Here is a 24,064-nt window from a genome sequence, read left to right as displayed (position 1 = left end):
AATCATCAACGATTTCAAGAACGCAACAACGGCCTTGCCCCTCTTGAAATGAGGAACAAGGCCGTCGCCTAATCTTTTATTATTTCATTGTCCACTTGACAGGGAGCAGTTCAATCTGGAGCGAGGTTTTTTTGTCATTTCTGAGATATAGTCTAACTTGCTCTGTCGGCTGCGTTTCTTAAAGAGTGCCTCGGCAGACATGGCTTCCTGCTTACTGGCAAAGGCTTCTTGATAGAGTAGGCTGACAGGCAAGCGTGCGCGGGTGTACTTGGCCCCTTTCCCACGATTATGGGTAGCAAGCCGCTTGACCACATCAGTCGTATAGCCGGTATAAAGACTTCCGTCGGCACATTCCAAGACATAAAAGTAGGCCTTATTTTCCATAATAAATCTCACGAATAGCAGGAGTATAGTCTCCGTTTTCTTCATGGACAACCAGAGGTGGCAGGATGTGCAGACCGTCCACCGAGCCGTCCTTGATAGCCTCAATTAGTAGCATATTGGCCTCCTTGCTGGCCTTGGGATAGACAAACTGGATCCGTTTGGGAGCCAATTTGTAGGTCCTTAGCTTATCAAGAATATCTAAAAATCGGTCGGGCCTGTGGACCATGGCCAAGCGACCATTGGATTTGAGCACCTGTTGGGCCACCTGGCAAATGCTGTCTAGGTTGGTTGCGATTTCATGTCTGGCTAGAAGATAATGCTCGCTTTCATTGAGGTTTGAACCCTCGTCCACCTTGAAGTAGGGAGGATTGCAGAGCATCAAATCCACCTTGGACCGCAAATCATATTGAGGCAAGTTTGCCAAGTCATCATTGATGACCGAGACCCGTTCCTCTAGACCATTGAGGGCGATGGAGCGGCGGTTCATGTCGGCTAGGCGTTCCTGCAATTCAACCTGAATGATAGGCGCCTTGGTGCGTGTAGAGGCAAAGAGGCCAACCGCCCCATTTCCACTACAAAGGTCAACAATCAGCCCCTTCTGAGCAGGCATTTTTGGAAAATGCGAAAGGAGGACGCTGTCAATCGAGTAGCTAAACACCTCCCTATTTTGAATAATCTGAACATCTGTTGAGAAGAGCTGGTCAATCCGCTCTCCGTCTAATAACTCAATTTTTTGCATGATTTTATTATACCATCTTTAGCAGAAAATCTCTGTCCATTTTGGAATAAAAAAGGAACGCATTCTACGCTCCTTTCAATCTAACTAAAAAATTCAATCCAAGCCCCAACTAGTAAGAAAGCGATACAGAGATAGATTTGCCAATTTGCTTTCAGGGTCCATTCTTTAGACCAAAAGGCACAACGGGCAGTACCGACAGCAGCAAAGAGCAAGAGTGCAAGCCAGAGGCTAGGTCCCTTATTTAGCCACTCCCCAATACTCCCCAGCAATAACAGGATCATGAGATAAAAATTCAAACTCCGATAAAATTCTTTATTAAATTCCTTAACCATAGAAAATCCTCACAGTAGAAAGATGGAAATGATTGTCCAACTGACAATAAAGCCAATGACCAGAAAAATCTGCCATGTTTTTTGAATCCAGCTACCTGGCTTAAAGAAAGCTAGATAGCCAGCATAGAGCCCGAGAGCAAGCTGGAGAAAACGGATAAACCAGAATGGTCCACGTAGAGCAGCATCCATCACTTGTAGGATACAAATGACAGAGAAATAAAATTCCCAGGTTCGATAAAATGCTGTATTGAATTGTTTAAACATAGTAGACTCCTTTCTACTTGCCCAACACGAATTTAAGATAGATAATCACCACAATCAATCCGATATAGAAGATATAACCTATGCGAGTGAGCTCCTTTTCTTCTTTGAAGAAGAATACCCGAATGGCATTGATAAAAATAATCAGACAGGCTAGTAGGCTATACCATGCAGGAGTTTGAGAAGGGTCTAGCAAAATGTCTGACAGAAAAAAACAAGTCCAAAAAATCATAGAATAGAAGGCACTATACCGATAGAAATGCTTGTTAAACTGGAATTTCATGACAATCACCTCTCTTTCTTTTATTATATCAATTCAGTTGCGGTTTTTCAATTATTTATATGTAAACGACAGTAAGTTTTGTTATAAAGAAAAACTATAACAAAGCTTGCTGTTTTTCTATAAGTATTTTTGGATATTTTTCACACCAAATCTCCTATTTCATGCTAGACTAGATTGTAAGTTAGAATGGAGTAGATGTTATGACAGATTATAAGATTGATACGATTTTGGCACATACTGGCATCAACAACGATGAAAAAACTGGGGCCTTGATTTCCCCTATTCACCTTTCGACCACCTACCAACATCCCGAATTTGGGCAATCGACAGGCTTTGACTATACACGGACAAAGAATCCGACCAGAGCTAGCTTGGAGAAAACCTTAGCTGCCATTGAAAAGGCTGACTATGCGCTCGTGACCAGTTCTGGTATGGCTGCTTTGGTCTTGCTCTTTAACGGTTTTCCTGTTGGAAGCAAGGTAGTTGCGGCGCGTGATCTTTACGGGGGTTCCTTCCGCTGGTTCAATGAGCAGGAGCAGTTGGGGCGCTTTAGCTTCACCTATGCCAACACTGAGGAGGAGCTCCTAGCTGCCATCACGGACCAGACAGATTATGTTTTCCTTGAAACACCTACCAATCCCCTCATGGTGGAGTTTGACATTGCTAAGGTTTCGGCTGTCGCCCATGCCAAAGGTGCCAAGGTAATTGTCGATAACACCTTTTACAGCCCTATTTATCAAAATCCCCTTCTACTTGGAGCCGATGTGGTCTTGCATTCTGCGACCAAGTATCTATCAGGGCATAATGATGTACTGGCAGGCGTGCTCATGACCAATGACCAGGCTCTCTACGACAAACTCTTTTATGACCAAAATACCACAGGTCCAACCCTTTCTCCCCTAGATGCCTACCTTCTCATGCGTGGACTGAAAACCCTCTCTCTGCGTATGGAACGGGCAACGCAAAATGCCCAGAAGATTGTCGCTTATTTACAAGCCAGCCCAGCTGTCAAGCAGGTCTATTACACGGGCAAGGGAGGCATGATTTCTGTCAAGGTAGCGGATGAAGGTCGCATTCCTCACATTCTCAATACCCTAGAGGTCTTTACCTTTGCGGAAAGTTTGGGAGGAGTGGAGAGCTTGATTACCTACCCAGCCACTCAGACCCACGCAGATATTCCAGCTGAAACCCGCCATTCTTACGGGCTAACGGATGACCTGCTCCGTCTGTCTATCGGCATTGAGGATGCGGATGACTTGATTGCAGATTTGAAAACAGCCTTGGAGGGATAAGATATGACCCAGTATGATTTTACAACCAGACCCAATCGCTTAAATCACCATTCAGAAAAGTGGAAGGCCAGTGAGCAGGATCCAGAACTTTTACAGCTCTGGGTTGCTGATATGGATTTTGAAGCCCTACCCGAAATTCGCTCTGCCATTCGCCAGTATGCAGACCAACATATCTTTGGCTATCCCTACGCTAGTGATTCTCTCTATCAATCTATTATTGATTGGGAAAAAAAACAACACGGCTATGAAATCAGCAAAGAAAGTATTGTTTTGATTGAGGGAGTAGTGCCAGCCCTCTCGGTAGCTATCCAGGCTCTTACTGAGGAGGGAGATGCTGTTCTCATCAATACTCCTGTCTACCCACCCTTTGCTCGTACAGTAAAATTGAACAATCGCCGATTGGTGACGAATTCACTGCAGGTGGTGGACGGACAGTTCCAGATTGATTTTGAACAATTGGAGCGTGACCTTGTAGAACAGGAAGTGAAACTCTATATTTTCTGCAATCCCCATAATCCAGGTGGTCGTGTTTGGTTCAAGGAAGAGGTAGAAAAAATTGGTCAATTGTGCTGTAAACACAAGGTCTTGCTAGTTTCAGATGAGATCCATCAAGATCTGACCCTTTATGGAAACCAGCACCACAGTTTCAACACTGTGAGTCCGGGTTTTAAGAATTTTTCACTTGTTTTATCGTCTGCAACAAAAACCTTCAACATTGCAGGTACGAAAAATAGCTTTGCTATTATTGAAAATCCACAATTGAGAAAGGCTTTTACGAGAAGACAGTTGGTCAATAACCAGCACGAAATTCCAGCCATTGGCTTGATTACGACTGAAACAGCCTTTCGACATGGTCGTCCTTGGTTAGAGGAATTGAAGACAGTTCTTGAGAAAAACATTGATTATGTGACGGACTACCTGACTCAACAGACAAAGATCAAGGTAGTAAAACCACAAGGAACCTATCTGGTCTGGCTTGATTTTTCTGCCTATAGGTTGGAGCATAATGAATTGCATCGCAAATTGAAAGAAGAAGCCAAAGTGGTTCTCAATGATGGACAAACCTTTGGAAAGGAAGGTGTCCACCACGCCCGCCTCAATGCAGCAGCACCGTTCGAAACCATAAAAGAAGCCTGTGAACGAATTGTAGGAGTGTTTGGTAGATAATTAAAAAGGATGTTCTGTCATTCATTCAGAATATCCTTTTTGCTTTTGGTGAATTTGAAATGTCTTGGTGTGTAGAATTAATGACTATGAAATTTCCGATAATCACTTGGACTCTGGTGATATTGATTTTTAAAGGCACTGCTAAACACCAAGGGGTCAAAATAGCCGACAGAATTTGCGATTTCAGTGATACTAAGTTCTGGAGTAGCGAGTAGTTGACATGCGTGGTTCATTTTTACTTGAACAATATAATCTTTGATAGAGTAGCCAGTTTCTTGCTTGAAAATTTTATACAAATAACTACGACTTAAGGCCAATTGCTCCGCGATTTCAGATACTTTAATGGGACTGCTATATTGACTATGTATTATTTTTATTGCGTGATGTACATAATTTTTTGCAATTGTATTGGCATCTTTAAATGCATCATTCGGGAACTCTTCAACAAGTGCTGCGAGCAATTGATTCAAATGACCGATAAGAATTAGTTCCGTAGTCATTGGAAGAGATTGGTTTTTTGTATGATTGATGTCAATCATCTTTTTTAATATAGGAGAATCGAGGTTTGAATGGAGATAATATTTTTCTAGAAGTCGAGTTTGAGTCAGGATGCTTTCAGCACGTGAGCCACTGAACCCTACCCAAGTGTAGGTCCAAGGCTCTATCCCATCAGCCTGGTAAAAAATAGATTGATTTTTTGGAAGTACAAAAATATCTCCGGCGGTTAGTTCAGTCGTATCACCATTGATTGTAATCTTCCCTTTGCCATTCGTAATAAAATGAAGTACATAGTTATTTCGGATTGTTGGTCCAAATGAGTAGTTCTTATCACATTGTTCGGCACCATAATGGTCAACATTTAGGTCAAAATTATGGCTGTCAAGCTCATTATAAATATTCAGAATATTCATTTCCATCCTCCATAGGAAACATTATAACATGTTTATGATACAAAAGACTATTAATTAAAGCGTTTTCATTTTATAAAATAAAGTATGTAAATGAGATGGGAGAGAAGAATATGATTCACTATTTAGAAGAAAATCGCTTGTTCCACCTACAAACGAGGGAGTTTTCATACATAATTCAAATTTTGGAAACGGGAGATTTAGTTCACAGATATTTTGGTAAAAAGGTTAATAATTTTAGTCCGGGAAACAAAATCACATATCTAGATCGTTCCTTTTCACCAAGTCCGATTTCTGGCAACAGGACATTCTCTATGGATACCTTACAACAGGAGTACTCTAGTAATGGATTAGGTGATTTCCGCACAGCTGCAATTGACTTGCGAAATGAGTTTGGTGTGGCCTTGGATTTAAAGTATAAGGCACACAGAATAAAGAAAGGCAAACAAGCACTTGAAGGATTACCTTCTAGTTTTGCTGATGAGGACGAGGTAGATAGTCTAGAGATTGATCTCTACGATCAGCTAACAGACATTACGGTGACTCTTCAGTACAGTGTGTTTGAGGAGGCGAATTATCTGACCCGATCTGCAGTTATTCAAACAGGTCAATTTCCAACAAAAATCGAAAAGGCTTTGTCTTTTACACTTGATTTCCCACACAAAGATTTTGTTGTACATAGCCTAGCGGGCAGATATGGATTTGAAAAGGAGTGGACACAGACACCCTTAACCAAGGGTAAATTTTCCATTGGAAGTATTCGAGGAGCCTCAAGTCATTCAAAAACACCATTCATAGCACTCGCGGACCCTGCTGTAACCGAAGATAGTGGTCATGTCTACGCTGCTCAATTAGTATATAGTGGAAATTTCACTGGATTTGTTGAAGTGACACCTTTAGAGACCTGTCGTTGGGGCATGGGATTAAACGATGAACAATTTTGTTGGGAATTAGGGGAACATTCACGTTTCCAAACACCAGAAGTCCTCTTATCATTCACTGATAAAGGGTTGACTGGCATGACACAAGATAGTCATGAGTTCATAAAAAATCATATTGTAGCTTCGAAGTTTAGTCATCAAGAACGCCCGATCCTCATTAATAACTGGGAAGGGACCTATTTCGATTTTACTGAAGATAAGATCTTAGAGATGGCGAAATCGGCAAGTCAAGTTGGAGTAGAACTTTTTGTACTAGATGATGGTTGGTTTGGAAAACGAAATCATGATGAATGTTCATTGGGTGATTGGAAAGTCAATTTGGAAAAGTTGCCAAATGGTTTGGATGGACTGGCTGATCGTATAAACCAACTTGGTATGAAATTCGGACTGTGGTTTGAACCAGAGATGATTTCAGTAGAAAGTGATCTCTATCGGAAACATCCAGATTGGGCCATCCATATTGATGGAAGGAAACCGATTTTCAGTAGAGAACAATTGGTGCTGGATCTGACCAGGTCAGAGGTTTGTGATTATATTATCGAATCTGTCGCAAGTATATTAGAGTCAGCTCCGATTAGTTATGTAAAATGGGATATGAATCGCAATATTACGAGTATGTCGCCATATTATGCAAATGATCAACGATTTGAATTCCATCATCGCTATATTTTAGGGCTATATCGTGTATTGGACACCCTTACAAAGCGTTTTCCAGACATCTTGTTCGAATCCTGTGCTGGTGGCGGTGGCCGAAATGATTTAGGTTTACTCTATTACATGCCACAGGCTTGGGCTAGTGATAATACAGATGCGATTGGTCGACTTTCTATCCAAGAAGGGACTAGTTTGATTTTACCTGCTTCTTCTATGGGAGCCCATGTGTCCGCAGTTCCTAACCACCAAGTTGGTCGAATCACTCCGCTTGCAACACGTGGTAATGTGGCAATGATGGGAGGAGCCTTTGGGTACGAGCTGGATTTAACGAAACTTTCTCAAGTGGAATTGGATGAAATTCGTCAGCAAGTTCAAACCTTCAAATCCATTCGCTCAACAGTTCAGGAAGGCTTGCTCTATCGCTTGAAAAAAACAAGCAATACCTGGGCTGCCAATTATGTCAATAAAGATAAAAGTCAAGCGGTATTCACCTTTGTTAAGATACTGGCTCAATCAGAAGCTCCGCTTTTACAAGTTCAATTAAAAGGACTTGATCCAGATGCCTTGTATGAATGCCCTCAATTAGGAGAAACATTCTACGGGGATGAATTAATGAACATCGGTCTTACAATGCCACATGTTCAAAAAGATTATTTTAGTGTACAATATATTTTTAACAAAATCTAGGAGGATTTTATAATGAAAATGAAAACATTTTTAAAATGTGCGTCCGTCTGTGCTTTTGCCAGCTTCTTGGTTGCTTGTGGGAATGCAAGTGGTGGTAGTGATAAGGTTGAGATTGAATATTTCTCACAAAAACCAGAAATGCAAGCAACTCTACAGGAAATTATTGATGAATTTGAAAAAGAAAATCCTGCGATTGATATTAAATTTTCAAATGTACCAGATGCAGGAACTGTTTTAAAAACCCGTATGGCAAATAACGAAGCGCCAGATGTCATCAACATTTATCCACAAAATGCGGACTTCAAAGCATATGCAGCAGATGGTCGTTTCCTAGAAATTGGTGATGATGCAGGTCTCAGTCATCTAAAAGATGGTGCTGTAACGCCTTATCTTGTTAACGAAAAAAATTACACCCTTCCTTTGACAGCGAATGCTTATGGTATTTACTATAATAAAGATAAGTTCAAAGAATTAGGTCTCGAAGTTCCTACTACCTATGCAGAATTTGTAGCTTTGGTAGATAAAATCAAGGCTGATGGCAGTGCAGCACCATTTGCCCTTTCATTGAATGACGCTTGGTCATTGAACGGCTACCATCAGTTAGCTTGGGTAACTGTCGCAGGTGGATTTGATGGTGCAGAAGATATTCTGATCCGCAGTGCGAAGGGAGCGATTCAAGATGATGCTACAACAAAAGCTGTCTTAGAACGCTTGCAACTGTTGACAGATAATGGTCAAAAAGGTGCAACAGGTGCCCTCTATGCAGATGCAGTGGCAGCTTTTGCGGCAGGAGATGCTCTCATGCTTCCACAAGGTACATGGGCAGCTACAGCCGTTAACCAACAAGAACCAGAATTTGAATATGGTATGTTTACCTTCCCCGGTGATAAAGAAGGTGGCGACTATACCATCGGCGCAGCAGACCTTGCTCTCTCAATTTCTGCTGATACAGAGCACCCAGAAGAATCTAAAAAATTCTTAGAATACCTCTCACGTCCAGAAGTGATGCAAAAATACTATGATGTAGATGGCTCACCAACTTCAGTTGAAGGAGTAGACACTGAAGGCAAGTTTGAAGAAACTGCTGGAGTTACACAATATGCCTTCACTGACAAACATGTAGTTTGGTTGCAATCTGAATGGGAATCAGAAGAAGAGTTCTGGAATATCACTGTTGAAATGGTTAAAAATCCTAACTCAGCAGAATTAGTGAAAAAACTGAATGCATTCTTTGATCCAATGAAATAACAAATAAGTTTAACTATAAAGAAGGGCTAGCTCAGCCTAGCTCTTCTTTAATAGTTGCTTAGGGCCGGTTTGAATCCCCCTAACCGCTCCATTCAAGCTGACCCTAAGCAACTATACATTTTAGAAAAAAGGAGTACCATGATGAATCAAAAAGGATTTATTGCCAAATATTGGCCCTATCTATTTGTTGCTATACCAATAGGTCTACAGCTAATCTTTTTCTTCTATCCCCTATTTACAGGTATCTATTACAGCTTGACAGATTGGAATGGATTGACATCTGATTTTAGTTTAATTGGTATTCAAAACTATCTAGACATCTTAAAAAATCCTGATTTTTATACTTCCATGACCTTTACCATCATCTTCACTATTGGTTTAATCATTGGAGAAATAGTCATAGGGATTTGGTTGGCTACCCTGCTCAATCGTAAGATTAAAGCAGTTGGTTTCTTTAGAACCTGGTATTTCTTCCCGGCGGTGCTATCCACAGTCACTTTAGGATTGATTTTTGTCCAATTGTTCAACTATGGTTTCACACAAATTGGTGAGATTCTGCATATTGATTGGTTGATGGAAAACTTATTGGTACAAGAAAATACTGTCATTCCAGCAGTTATCTTTGTAGCTCTCTGGCAGGGCTTAGCTATGCCGGTCATTATCTTCTTGTCTGGTTTACAAAGTATTCCAGAAGATGTGAAGGAAGCTGCTGCAATTGATGGTGCGACTCGTTCTCAACAGTTTTTCAACATTGAGCTGCCATTCTTGTTGCCCTCTATCAGTATGGTTTTCATCTTGGCAATGAAATCAGGTTTGACAGCATTTGACCTTATCTTTGCACTGACAAGTGGTGGTCCTGATGGGAAAACAGAGTCCTTGGGCTTACTCGTTTACAACTATGCCTTTGTAGACAACAAATTCTCTTATGCCAATGCTTTGGCTGTAGTACTCTTCATCTTCATTATTGTCATCTCATTGATTCAGATGAGAATTTCGAAGAAATTTGAAATTTAGGAGGACTGTCATGAATACTCAAAAACAGAAAAATTGGTGGGTCTATCTCGTGCTCTTTAGCGGTATTCTCTTCATGTTTATTCCGCTACTTGTGACGATTATAAGTTCGTTCAAACCAACCAAGGAAATCACGAGCAACTTCTTTGGTCTTCCTGAAAATTTCACCTTAAACAACTACGAACGCTTGTTTAACGATGGGATTGTACAATATTTTGGCAATTCTGCCTTGATTACGATTGTTGCTGTTGGCTTGATTCTACTTGTTATTCCAATGGCAGCCTTCGCCGTAGCCCGTCAAATGAAACGCCAGACGGTGTTTAACTTTATCTACTTTTTCTTGATTATTGGGATTTTTGTACCTTTTCAAGTGATTATGCTCCCAATGACCAAATTAATGTCAAGCCTTGGTTTGAACAATATTGTCGGCTTGATTATCCTCTATTTGACCTATGCAGTTCCTCAGGCCCTCTTCCTCTACGTCGGCTATATTAAGACCATTGTTCCTGAGGAAATGGATGAGGCGGCAGCTATTGATGGCTGTGATAAATTTACCATGTACTGGAAAATCATTTTCCCACTCATGAAACCCATGCATGCAACTGTTTTGATTATCAATGCCCTCTGGGTCTGGAACGATTTCCTCTTGCCCCTCTTGGTATTGAACCGTGACCAAAGCATGTGGACTTTACCACTTTTCCAATACAACTATCAAGGCATGTATTTCAGTGATTATGGACCATCATTTGCATCCTATGTGGTGGGAATTATTCCAATCTTACTTGTCTATCTTGTCTTCCAAAAACATATTATTTCAGGTATGACGAGTGGTTCTGTCAAATAAATCGAAAGGTTGACTTGTTCAACCTTTTCTAACAAGGAAAAAAGAAAAGGCTTACAAAGGAGAAAATCTATGAAAATTAAAAATCAAGCTATGTTGATTACTTATTCGGATAGTTTAGGCAAGAATCTCAAGGATTTGAAAAAAGTTCTTGAGGGGCCATTAAAGGATGTTGTGGGAGGTATCCATATTCTGCCGTTTTTCCCATCATCTGGTGACCGTGGGTTTGCGCCAATGGATTATACAAAGGTGGATTCTGCATTTGGAGATTGGTCAGATATTGAAGCATTGAGCAAGGACTACTATCTGATGTTCGATTTTATGATCAATCATATTTCTGCTAAATCCCCATATTTCCTTGATTTTCTTGAAAAGAAAGACGATTCAGCTTATGCCGATTTGTTTATTCGCTATAAAAACTTTTGGCCAAATGGTGAGCCGACTCAGGAAGATGTTGACCTCATTTACAAACGGAAACCTCGTGCTCCATATAGAATTGCAACATTTGCTGATGGTAGCGAGGAGAAGGTATGGTGTACCTTTGATGAAGAGCAGATTGACTTGGATGTGACTACAGAGACAACACGCCGGTTCATCCAAGAAAATCTGGAACAGTTGGCAGAACATGGTGCTTCGATTATTCGTTTGGACGCCTTTGCTTATGCCAATAAAAAAATAGGAACCAATTGTTTCTTTGTGGAGCCAGATATTTGGGAAATGCTCCATTTTCCACGTCAGTTATTGGCTCCAAAAGATGTAGAAATCTTACCAGAAATTCATGAACACTATACCATTCAGCAAAAAATTGCGGAACAGGATTATTATGTTTATGACTTTGCCTTGCCAATGCTGGTTCTCCACGCTTTGTATTCAGGTCATGTCAATCGTCTGGTTCACTGGATGGAGATTTGCCCTCGTAAGCAATTTACAACTCTTGATACACATGATGGAATAGGTGTTGTGGACGTTAAGGATTTGCTGACGGATGAGGAGACAGAGGAAACGCGTGAAGCCTTGTATGCACAAGGTGCCAATGTGAAGAAAATTTATAGCACAGAAGCCTACAATAATTTGGATATTTATCAGATTAACTGTACTTATTATTCTGCCCTTGGCAATAACGATCAAGCATACCTATTGGCGCGTGTTCTTCAATGTTTTGCACCAGGTATTCCACAGATTTACTATGTTGGTTTACTTGCAGGCGAAAATGATATTGAGCTCTTAGAATCAAGCAAGGAAGGACGCAATATCAATCGCCATTACTATGATTTGGAAGAAATTGAGCACGAAGTACAACGGCCAGTTGTACAATCCTTGTTTAAACTCCTTAAATTCCGCAATACAAGTCCAGCTTTCGACGGAGAGTTCTCAGTTAAGATGCTGGATGAAACAAGTATGGAAATTGTCTGGAACAATCAAGATGCAGGGGTGTCTGCCCGTCTAATAGCAAATCTAAAAGAGAAATCCTTTGAAATTATTGAAATAGAAGAGGGCAAAATTACCACAATTGAGTTATAATATGATTATATAGAAAGAGGGGGATTCCCCTTTTTCTTACGTAAATAAGATTGTACAGAAAGGATCAATCAAATGCCAGAAATACAAAAGACAGATTGGTGGAAGAAGTCCGTTATTTACCAAATTTATCCTCGTAGTTTTCAAGATTCAAATGGAGATGGAGTAGGGGATATTCGAGGGATTATCAGCCGATTAGATTATCTACACGAGCTAGGAATTGATGCTATTTGGCTCAGTCCTGTTTATCAGTCCCCCATGGATGACAATGGTTACGACATCAGCGACTACCAAGGAATTGCTCCAGAATTTGGGACCATGGAAGATATGGAAGAGCTGATTGCAGAAGGCCATAAGCGCAATATCAAAATAATCATGGATTTGGTGCTCAATCATACCTCGGATGAACATTTTTGGTTTCAAGAAGCCCTCAAAGGACCAGATAATCCCTATTATGACTATTATGTTTGGGCTGATGAGCCGAATGAATTACGCTCGACCTTTTCAGGCTCTGCTTGGGAATACGTTCCACATCTGAACAAATACTATCTCCACCAATTCTCTATTAAGCAACCAGATCTGAACTGGAAAAATCCTGCTCTGAAACAAGAAATCTGGGACATGATCAATTTTTGGATTGAAAAAGGTGTCGGTGGCTTCAGGCTAGATGTGATTGATTTGATTGGAAAAGAACCGGAAAAATTAATTACAGCCGATGGACCGACTCTCCATCCTCTTATTCAGGAATTAAATGAGAAAACCTTTGGTGCATACGATTTAGTGACTGTTGGGGAAACCTGGAGTGCCAATCCAGAAAATGCTCAGTTATATTCGCATCCTGATCGAAAAGAATTTTCGATGATTTTCCAATTTGAACACGTAGGACTTGATCAACAGGAAGGGAAAGAAAAGTGGGATCTGGCACCGCTTGATCCAGCTCGTTTGCATAAGGTTCTATCCAAATGGCAGACTGAACTGGTTGGTAAAGGCTGGAACTCGCTTTTCTGGAATAACCACGATTTACCTCGTGCCATTTCTCGCTTCGGTGATGATCGACCTGCCTTTCGTGAACTAAGTGGTAAAATGTTGGCTATTTATCTTCATTTTATGTCAGGGACACCTTATATCTACCAAGGTGAGGAAATTGGTATGATTAATACGCCGATTACGGATATTAGCCAAGCGGACGATATTGAAACACGTCGCATGTATGCGGAACGGATTGAAAATGGCTTCACCAAGGAGGAATTGATTACTTCTATAAATGCCAAAGGTCGTGATAATGCTCGCCGTCCAATGCAATGGACAGGAGCAGAAGGAGCAGGTTTCAGTATAGGTCAAGCCTGGCTGGCTTTGGGAGATACTGTCAAAGACATCAACGTTGAAAAAGCACTTGCAGACAAACAATCGCTTTTCTATACCTATCAAAAATTAATTGCTCTTCGGAAAGAGTACCCTTGTATGTCTGAAGGAAAATATGAAGTGATGGAGACTGGTAATAGCTCAGTAATGGCCTACCGTAAATATGATGAACAGGATGATTTCATCATTCTGGTGAATTTCACTAGCGATGAGCAAGCCTTCGAAGTATCGAGCGAGGGATATTCCCTGTTTATGCATAACTACGATGAAGCAGCATTTTTGGCTGGACAATTATTGAGACCGTATGAGGCAATCGTTCTCAAAAAATAAATTCCTTTTCTTTTCCCATGCTTTTTTCATGAATTTTTGGTAAAATAGAAAAAACAAAAAAGAGAGGTTTTATCATCATGGGTAAATTCCAAGTCATTTCCCACCCGCTCATTCAGCACAAGTTGTCTATCCTTCGTCGCACATCGACTTCTACAAAGGATTTTCGTGAGTTGGTAAATGAAATCGCCATGCTTATGGGTTACGAAGTCTTGCGTGACTTGCCACTGGAAGATGTGGAAATTGAAACACCGATTACCAAAACGGTTCAAAAGCAAATTGCAGGTAAAAAATTGGCTATTGTGCCCATCCTTCGTGCAGGTGTGGGTATGGTTGACGGTTTGCTTAGCCTTGTGCCAGCTGCAAAGGTTGGTCATATTGGTATGTACCGCGATGAAGAAACCCTTCAACCCGTTGAGTATCTTGTGAAATTACCAGAAGACATTGACCAACGCCATATTTTTGTAGTTGATCCAATGTTGGCGACTGGTGGTTCAGCTATCCTTGCAGTGGATTCATTGAAAAAACGCGGAGCTTCTAACATTAAATTCGTAGCTCTTGTTTCAGCTCCAGAAGGTGTGAAAGCTCTTCAAGAAGCTCATCCAGATATTGACATTTACACAGCAGCTTTGGATGAAAAACTCAATGAAAAAGGCTACATCGTGCCTGGTCTTGGAGATGCTGGTGACCGCTTGTTCGGTACAAAATAATCGATAGAAAGGAATCAGCTTGCTGGTTTCTTTTTTCAACTGTGAAAATCGTGGTTTTTATTTGACCAATTTTGACTAATTCTATATAATGGGTTCATACTTGTTATTGAAATGAAGGAGGATTCGTATGATTCCAGTAGTTATTGAACAAACTAGCCGTGGTGAACGTTCGTATGATATTTACTCACGTTTGCTCAAAGATCGTATTATCATGTTGACAGGACCAGTTGAGGACAATATGGCAAACTCAATCATTGCCCAATTGCTTTTCCTTGATGCCCAAGATCCAACGAAGGATATCTATCTCTATGTCAATACGCCAGGTGGTTCTGTGTCAGCAGGTCTAGCTATTGTGGACACTATGAACTTTATCAAGGCTGATGTGCAAACCATCGTTATGGGAACAGCAGCAAGCATGGGAACCATCATTGCATCAAGCGGTGCCAAAGGCAAACGGTTCATGTTGCCAAATGCAGAATACATGATTCACCAGCCAATGGGTGGAACTGGTGGTGGTACCCAACAAACAGATATGGCTATTGCTGCTGAGCACTTGCTCAAAACCCGTAACAAATTGGAAAAAATCTTGGCTGATAATTCAGGTAAAACAGTGAAACAAATCCACAAGGATGCCGAGCGTGACTATTGGATGACAGCAGAAGAAACGCTAGCTTACGGCTTCATTGATCAAATCATGGACAATACCAAAGCAAAATAAGTTGATGGAGGAGGTATCCAGTACCTCCTTTTTTCTATATCGTCATGTAGCTGATTTTTATTACTTCGACGACTGAAAAGCTCCAGTGGACTATTCGTAGCCGAGCCTAGAAAAGAAAAAGCGAGGTTGATGGTTGGAGATAAGATTTGCACAGCCAATCTCCGCAATTCGTATTTCACACTCCAAATTTTACCTGTACTTTTGATGCGAACTTGGTTCGCTTTATTTCCCACCTCCAACTATCTCCCAGATAGTTGGAGCAAGTACTAAAAGTAAACTAAACGGCTATACCATTCAGTTTGACCTTTTCATTTTCCTCTGAAAAAGGTATAATAAAACAAGAGAAGTTTTAGAACCTGTAATCACAAGTGGAAGTGCTTGTGATTACAGGTTCTTAGAGGAGAAACCATGTTTGAGAAGAGAGAGCGCACCTGCCTAACTGTTTATTTACATTACAACCGTGATGCTAGGAAGTTGAACCAGTACGGAGATATTCATTATCACTCAAGGAAACTCCGTTATGTTCTGGTCTATATGGATCAGGAAAAGGCAGAGGCAACCATGCAAAAGTTGAAGAAGGAAAAATTTGTTAAGAAGGTTCTTCCGTCCTATATAAAAGAGTTAGACCAGAATTTTGTTGGTAGTTTATGGCGGGAAGAAGAAGTAGCATTGTAATGTTTGAACAGGCTTGATGGCCTGTTTTTACTTTTTTAAAAATTTTTTTCTTTTTTGTTGACAATTTTCAGATAATTCAGTATATTAGATACATCGTAAAATTTAAGAAAGATTTAAGGAGTTTTCATGAAAAAAAGAAAATTTGCAGTAGCACTTGCTACCTTCGCTTCCGCAGCTCTACTTGCTGCTTGTGGTACCGTTTCATCTACAAACAGCTCAGCACAAGGTGCTGCTATCGGTGATACCTTCAAGATTGGTTACAACTTGGAGTTGTCTGGTGCTGTATCATCTTATGGTCAGACTGAAGAAAAAGGTGCTAACCTCGCTGTCAAAGAAATCAATGCAGCAGGCGGTATCGGTGGTAAGAAAATCGAAGTTGTTACAAAAGATAACAAATCAGAAACTGCCGAAGCAGCAACAGTTGCGACAAGCTTGGCAAGTGAAGGTGTCAACGTTGTTATCGGTCCTGCTACATCAGGTGCCTCAGCAGCTTCTATTCCTGCTTTGACATCAGCTGGCGTTCCAATGATTACACCTTCTGGTACACAAACCAACTTGGTTGTTAATGACAAAGGTGAAGTTCAAGACTACTTCTTCCGTGCGACCTTTACAGACGGCTACCAAGGTCAAGTAATGGCTAAGTATGCGACAGAAAACTTGTCAGCTAAGAAAGTTGTTCTTTACTATGACAACTCTTCTGACTACGGTAAGGGTGTAGCAGAAGCCTTCAAGAAAACTTACACAGGTGAAATTGTTTCTGAAATTACTTTCGCTTCAGGTGACAAAGACTTCCAAGCTGCCTTGACTAAGTTGAAAGATGCTGAGTTTGATGCCATCATCATGCCAGGTTACTACAACGAAACTGGTACAATCGTGAAACAAGCGCGTGGTCTTGGTATCAACCAACCAGTTCTTGGTTCTGACGGTTTCGACTCACCACAATTTACTGAATTGGCAACTGCTTCAGCAGCAACAAACGTTTACTACCTTTCAGGTTATGTAACATCAGCTAGCGATAAAGCGAAAGCCTTCAGCGAAGCTTATAAGAAAGAATACAACGAAGAGCCAAACATGTTTGCAGCCCTTGCTTATGATGCAGTTTACATGGCAGCGAAAGCAGCAGAAGGCGCAGCAGATTCAAAAGCTCTTAAAGACAACCTTGCAGCTTTGAAAGATTTCGAAGGTGTGACAGGTACTATGTCAGTTGATGCAGAGCACAACGTTGTGAAATCCGTTTATGTTGTTGGTTTGACTAACGGTGAGCAATCATCAGTTGATACAGTTTCTGCAGAATAATAAGTGAAAAAAGAGGGGACTTCCCTCTTTTTCCCTTGAAATAACTAGATTTTCTTAAAAGATTAAAAAATTCTATAAAACTTGCTTATTTTCAGAAAATTTTGTATAATGTAACAATGCTTCATAGCTTGAAAAATATTTAGAAAGATTGGTGAACCTATGCTTCAACAACTTGTCAACGGTTTGATTCTTGGTTCTGTTTATGCCCTTTTGGCCCTCGGCTATACCATGGTGTACGGAATTATCAGACTGATTAACTTTGCCCACGGGGACCTCTATATGATGGGTGCTTTTATGGGTTATTTCCTTTTGAACAATTTAACCTTTATTGCTGATGGCAGCCTTCGTTTTTTTGTTGCCCTTATCTTAGCAATGGCTGGAACCGCTATTCTTGGTGTCGTTATTGAATTCTTGGCCTATCGTCCTTTGCGGAATTCAACCCGTATTGCAGCCTTGATTACAGCTATCGGTGTTTCCTTCTTCTTGGAATACAGCATGATTAAATTGTTTACAGCGGATGTTAAAGCCTTTCCTCAAGCGATTGAGGCTGTGACCTTTAATCTTGGTCCAGTCTCCGTCACCAATATCCAGTTGATTATCTTAGGTGTATCTCTTGCCTTGATGGTCGCTCTGCAATTGATCGTAAAACGTACCAAGATGGGTAAAGCCATGCGTGCGGTTTCTGTCGACAGTGATGCAGCTCAGTTGATGGGGATTAACGTAAACCGTACGATCAGCTTCACCTTTGCCCTAGGTTCAGCCCTTGCTGGTGCTGCGGGTGTTCTCCTTGGTCTTTACTACAACCAAATCGAGCCTTTGATGGGTATGACTCCTGGTTTGAAGGCCTTTGTAGCAGCCGTTCTTGGTGGTATCGGTATTATTCCTGGTGCTGCTCTAGGTGGTTTCGTTATCGGTATTATTGAAACATTTACTTATGTGATTGGTTTGGATACCTTCCGTGATGCTATTGTGTATACAGTATTGATTGTCATCCTCTTGGTGCGTCCAAGCGGTATCCTTGGTAAGAACGTGAAAGAGAAGGTGTAACCATGAAGCAAAATCTCAAAGTGAATGCAATCTGGTTGGCTATCTTATTGGCTGGTTTTGGTCTTATTCAAGGTCTAGTAGCAGCTGGTGTTCTCAACTTCTATTACATCCAGATTGTCCAACAAATCGGAATTCAAATTATTTTGGCCGTGGGTCTCAACCTTATTGTTGGTTTCTCAGGTCAGTTCTCTCTTGGTCATGCTGGTTTTATGGCCATCGGTGCCTACTCTGTCGGTATTCTTGGTAAGATGATGCCTTCTTATGGCGGATTTGCCATTGCCTTGATTGTAGGTATGTTGCTTGCGGGGGCAGTTGCTCTCTTAGTAGGTCTTCCAACCCTTCGTTTGAAAGGTGATTATCTTGCTATTGCGACCCTTGGTGTTGCGGAAATTATCCGTATCTTGATTATCAATGGTGGTACAGTCACAAACGGTGCGGCTGGTATCATGTCCATCCCACTCTTTACTAGCTGGCCTTTGGTTTACATTTTTGTGATTATCACAACTCTTGTAACGGTCAACTTTTTGCGTAGTCCAATGGGGCGTGCAACCATTTCTGTTCGTGAAGATGAGATTGCGGCAGAATCCGTTGGTGTCAACCCAACATTTGTGAAGGTTTCAGCCTTTGTATTTGGTGCCATGACAGCAGCTATTGCAGGTGGTCTTCATGCAGGTTATGTTGGAACAATCGTTCCCAAAGACTTTGCTTTCATGACATCTGTAAACGTCTTGATTATCATCGTATTGGGTGGTTTGGGTTCTATCACAGGTACCTTTGTAGCAGCGATTGTGCTTGGTATCTTGAACGTATTTCTCAAGAGCTACTCAGACATCGCCATGATTATCTACTCATTGGCCCTTATCCTCTTGATGATTTTCCGTCCAGGTGGCTTGTTGGGAACTAAGGAATTTAGCGTGGCAGCCTTGCTCAAGAAGAAGGAGGTTAAGTAATGGCATTACTTGAAGTAAAAAATTTAACCAAGAACTTCGGTGGTTTGACTGCCGTTGGTGATGTGACCATGGAACTCCACGAGGGTGAATTGGTCGGTTTAATTGGTCCTAACGGTGCTGGTAAGACAACCCTTTTCAACCTTTTGACAGGTGTTTATGAGCCAAGTGAAGGAACCATTTCTCTTGCTGGTACGATCTTGAATGGTAAAGCTCCTTCTAAGATTGCCTCTCTAGGTCTCGGTCGTACCTTCCAAAATATCCGTTTGTTTAAAAACATGACGGTTTTGGAAAATGTATTGATTGGTCTTGGTAATCACGGGAAATCTGAAGTTTTCGCAAGTTTCTTGCGACTTCCAGCATTTTATAAAAATGAAGAAGAATTGAAAACCAAGGCGATTGACCTCTTGAAGATTTTCGATTTGGATGGCGATGCGGATACGCTGGCTAAGAACCTTCCTTACGGTCAACAACGTCGTTTGGAAATCGTTCGTGCCCTTGCGACTGATCCAAAAATTCTTTTCTTGGATGAGCCAGCGGCTGGTATGAACCCGCAGGAAACGGCAGAATTGACCCAACTCATCCGTAAAATCAAGGAAGAATTTGGCATTACTATCATCTTGATTGAACACGATATGAGCTTGGTTATGGAAGTGACGGAGCGTATCTACGTATTGGAATACGGTCGTCTGATTGCGCATGGTACTCCAGAAGAAATCCGTAATAACAAGCGCGTAATTGAAGCCTACCTTGGAGGTGAAGCATAATGGCAATGTTAGAAGTGAAAAATCTTTCCGTCAACTATGGCGTAATCGAGGCTGTAAAAGATGTCAGCTTTGAAGTCAATGAGGGAGAAGTTGTAACCTTGATCGGTGCCAATGGTGCTGGTAAAACCTCTATCCTTCGTACCATTTCAGGTCTTGTCCGTCCATCAGCTGGAACGATTTCTTTCCTCGGAAATGAAATCCAAAAAGTTCCTGCCCGTAAAATCGTAGCGGATGGCTTGTCACAAGTTCCAGAAGGACGTCATGTTTTTGCTGGCTTGACTGTTATGGAAAACTTGGAAATGGGTGCCTTCCTTCGCAACAATCGTGAGGAAAACCAAGCTAACTTGAAGAAAATCTTCGCACGCTTCCCACGTTTGGAAGAGCGTAAGAACCAAGATGCGGCAACTCTTTCAGGTGGTGAGCAGCAGATGTTGGCTATGGGGCGTGCTCTAATGAGTCAACCAAAACTTTTGCTCCTAGATGAGCCTTCCATGGGCTTGGCCCCAATCTTCATTCAAGAAATTTTTGATATCATCCAAGATATCCAAAAACAAGGAACAACCGTTCTCTTGATCGAACAAAATGCCAACAAAGCCCTCGCCATCGCAGACCGCGGCTACGTCCTAGAAACAGGAAAAGTCGTCCTCTCAGGAACAGGAAAAGAACTCCTCGCCTCAGAAGAAGTCAAAAAAGCATATCTGGGTGGCTAAAACAACCCTGACGGGTTGTTTTAGGTCGGAAATGAGAACCGCTGGCAAGCGGTTTTCTTTATAAATGGGTTACCCCACGTTTTAAGTTGGAAATAGGAAAACCAGTAACGCAAGTTGCTGGTTTGTCCCCCGAGGCTGACGCCTCATTTTAGGTTGGAAATAGGGACCGTCGGCAGACGGTCTTTCCTTTTATTCATTTTTTGGACCTTTTTAGGTTGGAGATGAGAACCGCCGGTAGGCGTTTTTCTTTAAATCAAGGTCCGGGGGAGTGAAATAGTTCGGCAAACTATTTCAGCCTGAGCCTAGAAATGAACTAGGAAGTTGAGGTAGGCAATCTGCTTGGTTTTATATTCCAATTCTTCAACGTGGAAAGTTGACTTTCTTGCCAAGTCAGTCTTCTTATGCTAGACTATCGTAGTAGAAAAGGAGTTAGGATGAAACAGAGATTATCGCTTATTGGATTGCTGCTTGTCATTATTTTGACAGTCGTTCTTTCTTTGGCTAATCGTCAGGAAGTTGTTGTCAATTACTTGTTCGGCCAATTTAGAATGCCCTTGATTTTGGTGATGATTGGTTCACTTTTACTTGGTATGGTTTGCCAGTATTTGCTTGGTTTGACCAAGCACTTGACATTAAAGAGTGAAATAAAGAGTTTGAAAAAGGAATTGTCAGAAATACCAGTTCTACCAAGCATAGAGAATGCTGATAAGGTAGAACAAAGTAAGTAAGGCAAAGGTTGCCTGCTAAATTGAAGGAGAAATGATGTTTACTAAAGAATTTGGATTGATGTTTTATGTGGATGATGTTGCTGCTGAGAAAGAGTTCTGGACAGCTGCTGGTTTTACTATTTTCAATGAAGCTGAGATGATGGGGTATGAAACATTTGACATGAAGCCACATCCTGAAGCTACAACGACCATAACAGTTTATGCAAATGAGTTCATTCGTCAGGTATCACCAGAAGTGATTGATATGAAGCCAAGTATCCTGTTTGAAACGGATGACATTGATGGGCTTCAAGCACGTATTGCAGGTTTGACGGATACCTGCAGTCCTGTCAATGCAGAACCATTCCCTAACTTTAACTTTGCTAGCCCAAGTGGTCATTACTTTGCGGTCAAGGGTTAGGTTAATCTAAAGTTGAACAATCAGCGGTTTTCTATCGCTGATTTTATTTGTATAATTTATATATAGCATGTATATTTTGTGTAAATTTGGGACCTAGTGTGGTAAAATAGTCTTTGTAATACCTATTTGTATTTTAGGAGAGAGATATGAAACTTCTAAGCAGATTTGCATATATATATATATATATATCAAAGCGATTTAAAACACTTGCTCAATTCCATAGTAAACGAAACCTGCCAGTCTTGGCAGGCTTTTTGCGTTGTCGAAAGGCTGGTGTCTAGATGATTTGGAAACAACTTATGCAAGACATACCAGTCTATGCACCAGAACTCTTGGAAGAAATGAGAGCCATAGAGGAATACCAAGCAGGCTTGCTTGAAAAACTAGAAAGACAGGACAATGCCTTAGAGTTGGAGGCTGTTTACCAAGTGGAACAAGCCCGCCTGACTGATATTGTCAAAGGCTATCTGGACATCAAGCGTAAGCCTGACCACTATGCCCAAGCAGAACAGAAATTAGCAGATGCCCACGGTCAGTTAATCGGTTTCCGTAAGCATCTCCACAAACTCTTGCAAAAGGTCAATGAAGAGGACTTAAAAGATTTTCAAGTCAGTCTACGTTTACTACCTGGTCAGCGGGAATTGGTTGACCCTCAGGCTCTTTATCAGACTAAAAAGCCAGCCAATGAAGTACAGATAGAAGATGAACTCATCCGCCATCTGGCCAGTGGAGAAAGTCAGTGGGTCTACCGCCCTGAATTGACAACGGAAGAACTGCTCTGGGCAAACTTTTTTGCCAAGCTAGAGGCTAATAACGTCCGCCATTTAGCTGACAATCCTCTGACAGACCAAGAAAAACACCAAATTCGCAACCAGCTCAACTTTGTCAATTTCTACGAAGCAGCCAAGTGGCTGGCAGGTGAGAATGGCATTGCCAAGGTTCAAGTCCAGCGGGAAGATGCCAGTCTTGGTACCATCCGTTTGGAAGTCATCTGGCGGCATAATGTTGCTGGGGGTAAGTCCAGCTATGAAGTCGTCAATCAAGTTGTGACAGGTGGCGATGCTGCTAGACAAAGACGGGGTGATGTGACCCTCTTGATTAACGGACTTCCTATGATTCAGATTGAGCTCAAGAGCCGTTCCCATCCCTATATGGATGCCTTTCGTCAGATTCGGAAATACGAGCAAGAAGGTCAGTTTAAGGGTATCTTTTCGAGCTTGCAGATGTTTGTAGTGTCCAATATCACTGATACCCGCTACATCGCCGCTGCCAAAGAATCCAAACTCAACGACCGCTTTTTGACCAAATGGGTTGATAAGAAGAACCAAGCTCAGCCCCATCTATTTGACTTTGCCAGAGAGGTCCTTTCCATCCCGATGGCTCATCAGTTGGTCATGCAATATTCGGTTATCGACGACGACAAAAAAGCCCTTATCCTGCTTCGACCTTATCAAATTCATGCCATCGAAGCCATCAGAGAAGCCAGTCGTCTTCGTCAGTCAGGCTATATCTGGCACACGACAGGCTCAGGTAAGACACTGACTTCCTACAAGGTAGCTCGCAATCTCCTGCAAATTCCATCCATTGAGAAGACCATTTTTGTCATTGACCGTACGGACCTTGACCAGCAGACCACAGCTGCCTTTCTGTCCTACGCAGAAAATGACATGATAGATATTGACCAGACGGACGATACCCAGCACTTATTGAAAAATCTAGCTTCAGAAGACCGATGTGTCGTGGTCACCACTATCCAGAAACTCAATACCCTCCTGCGTCAATTTGAAGAAGGACAGCACGAGAAATTCCACCAACGTGTCAAAAATCTCAATCTAGCTTTTGTTGTGGATGAATGCCACCGAGCTGTCACGCCAGAACGCCAACGGATTTTAGAGCAGTTCTTTGTTCATTCCCTCTGGTATGGCTTTACAGGAACACCTATTTTCAAGGAAAACAAGAGAGAACAAAAGGGGGATTTGGCCCAGACAACAGAAGAACAATCATGACCACCCGTCAAACGGGTGGTTTGAACAAGGGCTATAAGCCCACATCACCAGCCAGCGCCTAAAGACGCTGGCTTTCACTTTGTTCAAGCCTCACTGCTTTTGACT

General features: G+C 41.5%; 24 protein-coding genes and 1 pseudogene. 19 read left to right on the top strand and 6 right to left on the bottom strand.

Annotated elements, in window-relative coordinates; all coding sequences use genetic code 11:
• Nucleotides 1-84: 84 nt before the first annotated feature.
• The 5 genes from C1G57_RS01875 to C1G57_RS01855 form a co-directional block, all read right to left on the bottom strand.
• Nucleotides 85-384 carry a GIY-YIG nuclease family protein gene (locus C1G57_RS01875; protein WP_105113517.1) on the bottom strand — a complete coding sequence of 100 codons (300 nt, stop codon included), beginning with the start codon at nt 382-384 and terminating at the stop codon, nt 85-87.
• Complete coding sequence (locus C1G57_RS01870; RefSeq protein ID WP_105113516.1) at nt 374-1,123, bottom strand: tRNA1(Val) (adenine(37)-N6)-methyltransferase; 750 nt, start codon at nt 1,121-1,123, stop codon at nt 374-376. The genes C1G57_RS01875 and C1G57_RS01870 overlap by 11 nt, the downstream gene beginning before the upstream one ends.
• Nucleotides 1,124-1,203: 80 nt before the next feature.
• A complete protein-coding gene (locus C1G57_RS01865) occupies nt 1,204-1,455 on the bottom strand; it encodes a hypothetical protein (RefSeq protein ID WP_105113515.1) in 252 nt (83 codons plus the stop codon).
• Between the two features lie 9 nt (nt 1,456-1,464).
• Complete coding sequence (locus C1G57_RS01860) at nt 1,465-1,719, bottom strand: hypothetical protein (RefSeq protein WP_105113514.1); 255 nt, start codon at nt 1,717-1,719, stop codon at nt 1,465-1,467.
• Between the two features lie 13 nt (nt 1,720-1,732).
• Nucleotides 1,733-1,999, bottom strand: coding sequence for a hypothetical protein (locus C1G57_RS01855; RefSeq protein ID WP_161941085.1), 267 nt, complete (start codon nt 1,997-1,999; stop codon nt 1,733-1,735).
• Nucleotides 2,000-2,199: 200 nt separating this feature from the next.
• On the opposite strand from C1G57_RS01855, the gene C1G57_RS01850 reads away from it, so the two are divergent.
• Nucleotides 2,200-3,291, top strand: coding sequence for a cystathionine gamma-synthase (locus C1G57_RS01850; RefSeq protein ID WP_105113512.1), 1,092 nt, complete (start codon nt 2,200-2,202; stop codon nt 3,289-3,291).
• A 3-nt stretch (nt 3,292-3,294) separates the two neighbouring features.
• Entirely contained in the window at nt 3,295-4,458 is a 1,164-nt protein-coding gene (locus C1G57_RS01845; protein WP_105113511.1) for a MalY/PatB family protein, read from the top strand.
• Nucleotides 4,459-4,535: 77 nt separating this feature from the next.
• On the opposite strand, the gene C1G57_RS01840 is transcribed toward C1G57_RS01845, so the two are convergent.
• The gene (locus C1G57_RS01840; RefSeq protein ID WP_105113510.1) at nt 4,536-5,369 is read right to left on the bottom strand and encodes an AraC family transcriptional regulator; all 834 of its coding nucleotides are present in this window, start codon (nt 5,367-5,369) and stop codon (nt 4,536-4,538) included.
• A 110-nt stretch (nt 5,370-5,479) separates the two neighbouring features.
• Here C1G57_RS01840 and C1G57_RS01835 point away from each other — a divergent pair, with 110 nt between their 5' ends.
• The 17 genes and pseudogenes from C1G57_RS01835 to C1G57_RS01750 all read left to right on the top strand — a co-directional run.
• A complete protein-coding gene (locus C1G57_RS01835; protein ID WP_105113509.1) occupies nt 5,480-7,648 on the top strand; it encodes an alpha-galactosidase in 2,169 nt (722 codons plus the stop codon).
• Between the two features lie 12 nt (nt 7,649-7,660).
• Entirely contained in the window at nt 7,661-8,896 is a 1,236-nt protein-coding gene (locus C1G57_RS01830) for an extracellular solute-binding protein (RefSeq protein WP_105113508.1), read from the top strand.
• 141 nt (nt 8,897-9,037) lie between these two features.
• A complete protein-coding gene (locus C1G57_RS01825; RefSeq protein WP_161941086.1) occupies nt 9,038-9,910 on the top strand; it encodes a carbohydrate ABC transporter permease in 873 nt (290 codons plus the stop codon).
• Between the two features lie 10 nt (nt 9,911-9,920).
• Nucleotides 9,921-10,751: a carbohydrate ABC transporter permease gene (locus tag C1G57_RS01820; protein ID WP_009910491.1), complete on the top strand. Its 831-nt coding sequence runs from the start codon at nt 9,921-9,923 to the stop codon at nt 10,749-10,751.
• 69 nt (nt 10,752-10,820) lie between these two features.
• The gene (gene gtfA / locus C1G57_RS01815) at nt 10,821-12,269 is read left to right on the top strand and encodes a sucrose phosphorylase (RefSeq protein WP_105113506.1); all 1,449 of its coding nucleotides are present in this window, start codon (nt 10,821-10,823) and stop codon (nt 12,267-12,269) included.
• 72 nt (nt 12,270-12,341) lie between these two features.
• Entirely contained in the window at nt 12,342-13,958 is a 1,617-nt protein-coding gene (locus C1G57_RS01810) for a glycoside hydrolase family 13 protein (RefSeq protein WP_105113505.1), read from the top strand.
• Nucleotides 13,959-14,035: 77 nt separating this feature from the next.
• On the top strand, nt 14,036-14,665 hold the full coding sequence (upp, locus tag C1G57_RS01805; protein WP_002937309.1) for a uracil phosphoribosyltransferase: 630 nt from the start codon (nt 14,036-14,038) through the stop codon (nt 14,663-14,665).
• Nucleotides 14,666-14,792: 127 nt separating this feature from the next.
• Nucleotides 14,793-15,383, top strand: a complete 591-nt coding sequence (locus tag C1G57_RS01800) for an ATP-dependent Clp protease proteolytic subunit (protein WP_074389118.1) — start codon at nt 14,793-14,795, stop codon at nt 15,381-15,383.
• 408 nt (nt 15,384-15,791) lie between these two features.
• Nucleotides 15,792-16,058 carry a DUF2129 domain-containing protein gene (locus C1G57_RS01790; RefSeq protein WP_105113503.1) on the top strand — a complete coding sequence of 89 codons (267 nt, stop codon included), beginning with the start codon at nt 15,792-15,794 and terminating at the stop codon, nt 16,056-16,058.
• A 126-nt stretch (nt 16,059-16,184) separates the two neighbouring features.
• Entirely contained in the window at nt 16,185-17,354 is a 1,170-nt protein-coding gene (locus tag C1G57_RS01785) for an ABC transporter substrate-binding protein (protein ID WP_105113502.1), read from the top strand.
• 159 nt (nt 17,355-17,513) lie between these two features.
• Nucleotides 17,514-18,401, top strand: a complete 888-nt coding sequence (locus C1G57_RS01780; protein WP_105113501.1) for a branched-chain amino acid ABC transporter permease — start codon at nt 17,514-17,516, stop codon at nt 18,399-18,401.
• A 2-nt stretch (nt 18,402-18,403) separates the two neighbouring features.
• A complete protein-coding gene (locus C1G57_RS01775; RefSeq protein WP_105113500.1) occupies nt 18,404-19,351 on the top strand; it encodes a branched-chain amino acid ABC transporter permease in 948 nt (315 codons plus the stop codon).
• The gene (locus C1G57_RS01770) at nt 19,351-20,115 is read left to right on the top strand and encodes an ABC transporter ATP-binding protein (RefSeq protein ID WP_105113499.1); all 765 of its coding nucleotides are present in this window, start codon (nt 19,351-19,353) and stop codon (nt 20,113-20,115) included. The genes C1G57_RS01775 and C1G57_RS01770 overlap by 1 nt, the downstream gene beginning before the upstream one ends.
• The gene (locus tag C1G57_RS01765; RefSeq protein WP_002937288.1) at nt 20,115-20,825 is read left to right on the top strand and encodes an ABC transporter ATP-binding protein; all 711 of its coding nucleotides are present in this window, start codon (nt 20,115-20,117) and stop codon (nt 20,823-20,825) included. The genes C1G57_RS01770 and C1G57_RS01765 overlap by 1 nt, the downstream gene beginning before the upstream one ends.
• Before the next feature lie 434 nt (nt 20,826-21,259).
• A complete protein-coding gene (locus tag C1G57_RS01760; RefSeq protein WP_161941084.1) occupies nt 21,260-21,553 on the top strand; it encodes a LapA family protein in 294 nt (97 codons plus the stop codon).
• Between the two features lie 34 nt (nt 21,554-21,587).
• On the top strand, nt 21,588-21,953 hold the full coding sequence (locus C1G57_RS01755; RefSeq protein ID WP_105113497.1) for a glyoxalase: 366 nt from the start codon (nt 21,588-21,590) through the stop codon (nt 21,951-21,953).
• Between the two features lie 281 nt (nt 21,954-22,234).
• A pseudogene (locus C1G57_RS01750) lies at nt 22,235-23,953 on the top strand (DEAD/DEAH box helicase family protein); the annotation flags it as partial.
• Between the last annotated feature and the right edge of the window lie 111 nt (nt 23,954-24,064).

This window comes from Streptococcus suis (assembly GCF_002960425.1).
GTDB classification, from domain to species: domain Bacteria; phylum Bacillota; class Bacilli; order Lactobacillales; family Streptococcaceae; genus Streptococcus; species Streptococcus suis_S.
The sequence above is the reverse complement of the archived record's forward strand: the minus strand, read 5'-3'. Positions and strand labels throughout refer to the sequence as shown.

What these genes read in the sequence shown, in the direction of transcription:
- C1G57_RS01875 (WP_105113517.1), bottom strand. Translation starts at nt 384, where the DNA reads ATGGAAAATAAGGCCTACTTTTATGTCTTGGAATGTGCCGACGGAAGT.
- C1G57_RS01870 (WP_105113516.1), bottom strand. Translation starts at nt 1,123, where the DNA reads ATGCAAAAAATTGAGTTATTAGACGGAGAGCGGATTGACCAGCTCTTC.
- C1G57_RS01865 (WP_105113515.1), bottom strand. Translation starts at nt 1,455, where the DNA reads ATGGTTAAGGAATTTAATAAAGAATTTTATCGGAGTTTGAATTTTTAT.
- C1G57_RS01860 (WP_105113514.1), bottom strand. Translation starts at nt 1,719, where the DNA reads ATGTTTAAACAATTCAATACAGCATTTTATCGAACCTGGGAATTTTAT.
- C1G57_RS01855 (WP_161941085.1), bottom strand. Translation starts at nt 1,999, where the DNA reads ATGAAATTCCAGTTTAACAAGCATTTCTATCGGTATAGTGCCTTCTAT.
- C1G57_RS01850 (WP_105113512.1), top strand. Translation starts at nt 2,200, where the DNA reads ATGACAGATTATAAGATTGATACGATTTTGGCACATACTGGCATCAAC.
- C1G57_RS01845 (WP_105113511.1), top strand. Translation starts at nt 3,295, where the DNA reads ATGACCCAGTATGATTTTACAACCAGACCCAATCGCTTAAATCACCAT.
- C1G57_RS01840 (WP_105113510.1), bottom strand. Translation starts at nt 5,369, where the DNA reads ATGAATATTCTGAATATTTATAATGAGCTTGACAGCCATAATTTTGAC.
- C1G57_RS01835 (WP_105113509.1), top strand. Translation starts at nt 5,480, where the DNA reads ATGATTCACTATTTAGAAGAAAATCGCTTGTTCCACCTACAAACGAGG.
- C1G57_RS01830 (WP_105113508.1), top strand. Translation starts at nt 7,661, where the DNA reads ATGAAAATGAAAACATTTTTAAAATGTGCGTCCGTCTGTGCTTTTGCC.
- C1G57_RS01825 (WP_161941086.1), top strand. Translation starts at nt 9,038, where the DNA reads ATGAATCAAAAAGGATTTATTGCCAAATATTGGCCCTATCTATTTGTT.
- C1G57_RS01820 (WP_009910491.1), top strand. Translation starts at nt 9,921, where the DNA reads ATGAATACTCAAAAACAGAAAAATTGGTGGGTCTATCTCGTGCTCTTT.
- gtfA (WP_105113506.1), top strand. Translation starts at nt 10,821, where the DNA reads ATGAAAATTAAAAATCAAGCTATGTTGATTACTTATTCGGATAGTTTA.
- C1G57_RS01810 (WP_105113505.1), top strand. Translation starts at nt 12,342, where the DNA reads ATGCCAGAAATACAAAAGACAGATTGGTGGAAGAAGTCCGTTATTTAC.
- upp (WP_002937309.1), top strand. Translation starts at nt 14,036, where the DNA reads ATGGGTAAATTCCAAGTCATTTCCCACCCGCTCATTCAGCACAAGTTG.
- C1G57_RS01800 (WP_074389118.1), top strand. Translation starts at nt 14,793, where the DNA reads ATGATTCCAGTAGTTATTGAACAAACTAGCCGTGGTGAACGTTCGTAT.
- C1G57_RS01790 (WP_105113503.1), top strand. Translation starts at nt 15,792, where the DNA reads ATGTTTGAGAAGAGAGAGCGCACCTGCCTAACTGTTTATTTACATTAC.
- C1G57_RS01785 (WP_105113502.1), top strand. Translation starts at nt 16,185, where the DNA reads ATGAAAAAAAGAAAATTTGCAGTAGCACTTGCTACCTTCGCTTCCGCA.
- C1G57_RS01780 (WP_105113501.1), top strand. Translation starts at nt 17,514, where the DNA reads ATGCTTCAACAACTTGTCAACGGTTTGATTCTTGGTTCTGTTTATGCC.
- C1G57_RS01775 (WP_105113500.1), top strand. Translation starts at nt 18,404, where the DNA reads ATGAAGCAAAATCTCAAAGTGAATGCAATCTGGTTGGCTATCTTATTG.
- C1G57_RS01770 (WP_105113499.1), top strand. Translation starts at nt 19,351, where the DNA reads ATGGCATTACTTGAAGTAAAAAATTTAACCAAGAACTTCGGTGGTTTG.
- C1G57_RS01765 (WP_002937288.1), top strand. Translation starts at nt 20,115, where the DNA reads ATGGCAATGTTAGAAGTGAAAAATCTTTCCGTCAACTATGGCGTAATC.
- C1G57_RS01760 (WP_161941084.1), top strand. Translation starts at nt 21,260, where the DNA reads ATGAAACAGAGATTATCGCTTATTGGATTGCTGCTTGTCATTATTTTG.
- C1G57_RS01755 (WP_105113497.1), top strand. Translation starts at nt 21,588, where the DNA reads ATGTTTACTAAAGAATTTGGATTGATGTTTTATGTGGATGATGTTGCT.